Annotated in this window: 1 protein-coding gene; it reads right to left on the bottom strand. The window is 55.1% G+C overall.

The features are described 5' to 3' along the window. On the bottom strand, positions 1-256 hold a 256-nt coding region (locus CF394_RS16395; protein ID WP_207761755.1), incomplete at both ends, for a chloride channel protein.

The raw sequence follows: 256 nt of genomic DNA, 5'->3' as shown, positions 1-256 counted from the left end.
CTCTTCCGATCTGAACTTCATTACTGCCATTTAAGGTTTGCGAAAATATCAATGCCGCCGCAACAGGTGTGCCAAACAGCGCGCCGATGGTTCCGGCAGAGGCTAAAATAGTCCACTCCATTCGGTTGACGCGCGGTAACAGACGAGCGCCAATGGCGACGGCAAGGGCGATATTGACGGTCATGATCGGATGTTCCGGCCCCAGGCTGACGCCGCCAGCAAGACCGAGAATTAATGCTAGATCGGAAGAGCGTCG

This window comes from Tetzosporium hominis (assembly GCF_002265435.1).
In the GTDB taxonomy this organism is placed as follows: domain Bacteria; phylum Bacillota; class Bacilli; order Bacillales_A; family Planococcaceae; genus Chryseomicrobium; species Chryseomicrobium hominis.
This window is presented reverse-complemented; position numbering and strand designations above follow the sequence as displayed.